The following is a 2767-nucleotide window of genomic DNA, read 5'->3' as shown; positions in this document are numbered from 1 at the left end:
CCTTTTAATTCAAAATTCAACATTCAAAATTCATAATTTTATAAAGTTTTCCTTAAGATTATCTAAACACATACATTTTGTAAAGCGTTATGGAATTAACTATAAATGCTCTTTAAAGGAATCTTTTGGTGTAGCTATAAGGGTAATAGCAGAAGACATAATAAAAGGGTTTGTTGGTGGAGTAATGCCTATAAGCCCCAAAATCTCATCTTCTTTAAACAGAAGAAAGAACTCTTCTAAATAACCAAATAGCTTTGCCCGAAGAACTATTTCCTCCTTGTAATCAGAAAAAGAAACAAAGGGATTCTTATATAAAATAACCCCTCTTTCTTTTTATCTTTTGTAAGTTTTTGCATAAATTCTTTAATCCTTAAAATATCATCCTCCTGGGCTATGCTTAAGGAAAAGCCATTGGAAATATCCTCCTTTCTTCTATAAAGAAATGGATTTTCTCCCTTCCATTCAATAATTAGAAGACGAGAAAACTTCCCTATAGTCTCATTCACATCCCTTTCAATTACATCCCTGGAAACTTTAGGATAAAGATTGTTCATCTCCTTTTCTATCTCTTCAATGGTTTTGTTTCCATCGCATAGTTCTAAAACCTTCCTTGCTGTCTTATTTATCACCAATTCCCTTGTCTCAGGATGAAATTTTGGGATAATAGTCCAGCATTCATCTTTTTCTTCCCGTTCATATAAAAGATTCTCTCTCTTAAATATTGGATATGCTTTTCCCATTACCAAAAAACCTCCTTATTATCTATAATATCTATCTCTATATTTTTCTCAAACCATACTGTAGGGATTCCCTCCTCTTTCCTTCCAAAATCAGGGACTGAGCAGATTCTTTCTGCCATTCTTTGGATTACAGGAAGTTCCCATATCTTCACCAATCCAGCATCCCAATATTTTTTAAAGCTATGCCTCCTTATATTCCCTACACTTATAGGAAGATAGGGAGAGGGGACTATATCTCCATTTGCTTGAATATTAACATTATTGATACAATGTTGAATTCGGGTTCTAAAGCGGATAAGATGGTCTACTGGGTCTCCCCATTCAATTGTATTTGGTCCAAATTTATCCTGAAGTTTTATAATAGTCCTTACAATATGACGATATTGTAAAGGGTTAGGCAAAAGCTCTTTTAGGTGAAGTTGCGTGCTTCCCAATATCATCAAGGGTTGGACACGAAATTGCTCAACCCCTAAGTCCCTCGTTAAATAAAATGTATCTTCTAATTCTGTGTAATTAAACCCTGTAGGAGTAAAGGCAACCATAATCTCTTCATATCCTTTAGTTTGAGCAAAGTAGGATATAGCAGAGATCGCTAATTTGAAGGCACCTTTATATTGCCTTAATCTTTCATGAGTCTCTTCTCTTGCTCCATCCAAACTAACCTGGGGCCTGGTGACTCCATTTTCAACCAGCCTTTCAGCCTTCTCTTTAGTTAGAAGAGAACCATTGGTTACCAAGGAGACTGTAATACCCACCCCAGAAAGAATCTTTGCTGATTTACAAAGCAATTCTTCCCTTCAAAGGGGTTCTCCACCACAAAAACAAAGATTAAATGGCTTTAAATCTGCGACATCCCTGATAAATTCTAAAACCTCATCGTCATTTAGCTCATCTTTAACAATCCAATTTTTGCCACTTAGATTAAAGCAATGTAGACATCTAAAGTTGCACCTATTGGTTAAGTCAAATGCAAATTGATGTGGCCCCCTTAATATCCTTCCATGCTTAACAGAAATACTTGATGCTTGTGGAAGCTTTATCTCAGCCATTTTTCTTTAATCTTTTATTTAGAGCTTCAGAGAATCCTTGTTCTTCTAATGGATCAACGCCGTAGAGTTTTTTTCTGTCTCAATCAAAAGAACCTTTTTGCTGTCTGTTCCATACCTTGTAACCCATTTTCCATACTTTAAAAAATAATATTTATCCCAATAATATCCAGGCAATCTAAACCACCCTCCCATTACAGGATAACCAAGCTCACCTGCCTTTGTTATCTTCTTTATCTCACTATATTTTATCTCATCCCTATAGTGCCCACATCTAACTACCAGTTTATCTTCTTCTAACTCATATCTCATTGTGTGATAGATAGATAGCAAAAAGGCTAAATATAAAGTTCCTACTATTCCTACCGTTGCACCTATTACAGAAAGGATGTAAGTAACCAAAGGAAATTCTTCTTTAATATAAAAAGGAAAAAACGCCCCTATTCCTACTACTAATGCTATTACATCTATACTTCCTAATATAATATAAACTTTTCTTACCGTCTCAGGTTTAAAAACTTCCATTATTTTTATTTTAAGCTGCAGAAGGGGAAGAAAAACCTTCCCCTTCTATCTTTCCTTACCCTTTTTCATCTGGTTTAAAAGATGTATCGTCTTCCTCGTGGAGTTCTATTCCACGCAACACTTCTGTTCCAAACAACATTAAGATTTGCACCAACATTTACCTGAGCTCCAACATTTACCGCATAAACAGCATTTGTGGCAACAGCTGCAGCTTTAAAAGCAGCCACCACTACTAGTGCTATAAGGAAAACCGCTATAAACCCCTCTCCTTGCACATCAGCCATCTCTCCCTCGCCTAACATTTCAACCGTTGGGCTTTCATATTCCATATTATAGTTAATTCCATAACGCTTTACAAAATGTATGGGTTTAGATAATCTTAAGGAAAACTTTATAAAATTATGAATTTTGAATGTTGAATTTTGAATTAAAAGGGAAAAAATTTTATAAAACTTA

At 35.0% G+C, this 2767-nt stretch carries 6 protein-coding genes; 1 reads left to right on the top strand and 5 read right to left on the bottom strand.

What is annotated here, in order from left to right; all coding sequences use genetic code 11:
• On the top strand, positions 1-244 hold a 244-nt coding region (locus tag AB1397_07565; protein ID MEW6482830.1), incomplete at its 5' end, for a hypothetical protein.
• A gap of 22 nt (positions 245-266) precedes the next feature.
• On the opposite strand, the gene AB1397_07560 is transcribed toward AB1397_07565, so the two are convergent.
• From AB1397_07560 to AB1397_07540, 5 genes are all read right to left on the bottom strand, one after another.
• Positions 267-740 (bottom strand): PqqD family protein, encoded by a 474-nt coding sequence (locus AB1397_07560; protein MEW6482829.1) that lies wholly within the window; start codon positions 738-740, stop codon positions 267-269.
• Entirely contained in the window at positions 740-1528 is a 789-nt protein-coding gene (locus AB1397_07555) for a radical SAM protein (protein MEW6482828.1), read from the bottom strand. The genes AB1397_07560 and AB1397_07555 overlap by 1 nt, the downstream gene beginning before the upstream one ends.
• Before the next feature lie 9 nt (positions 1529-1537).
• On the bottom strand, positions 1538-1789 hold the full coding sequence (locus tag AB1397_07550) for a 4Fe-4S cluster-binding domain-containing protein (protein ID MEW6482827.1): 252 nt from the start codon (positions 1787-1789) through the stop codon (positions 1538-1540).
• A gap of 45 nt (positions 1790-1834) precedes the next feature.
• Positions 1835-2311: a PH domain-containing protein gene (locus AB1397_07545; protein ID MEW6482826.1), complete on the bottom strand. Its 477-nt coding sequence runs from the start codon at positions 2309-2311 to the stop codon at positions 1835-1837.
• A 74-nt stretch (positions 2312-2385) separates the two neighbouring features.
• Positions 2386-2767 (bottom strand): hypothetical protein (locus AB1397_07540; GenBank protein MEW6482825.1); only part of this gene is annotated, 382 nt, incomplete at its 5' end.

This window comes from bacterium (assembly GCA_040756715.1).
Classification (GTDB): domain Bacteria; phylum UBA9089; class UBA9088; order UBA9088; family UBA9088; genus JBFLYE01.
Note: the sequence above shows the minus strand (reverse complement) of the source record. Positions and strands in the feature narration are given on the sequence as shown.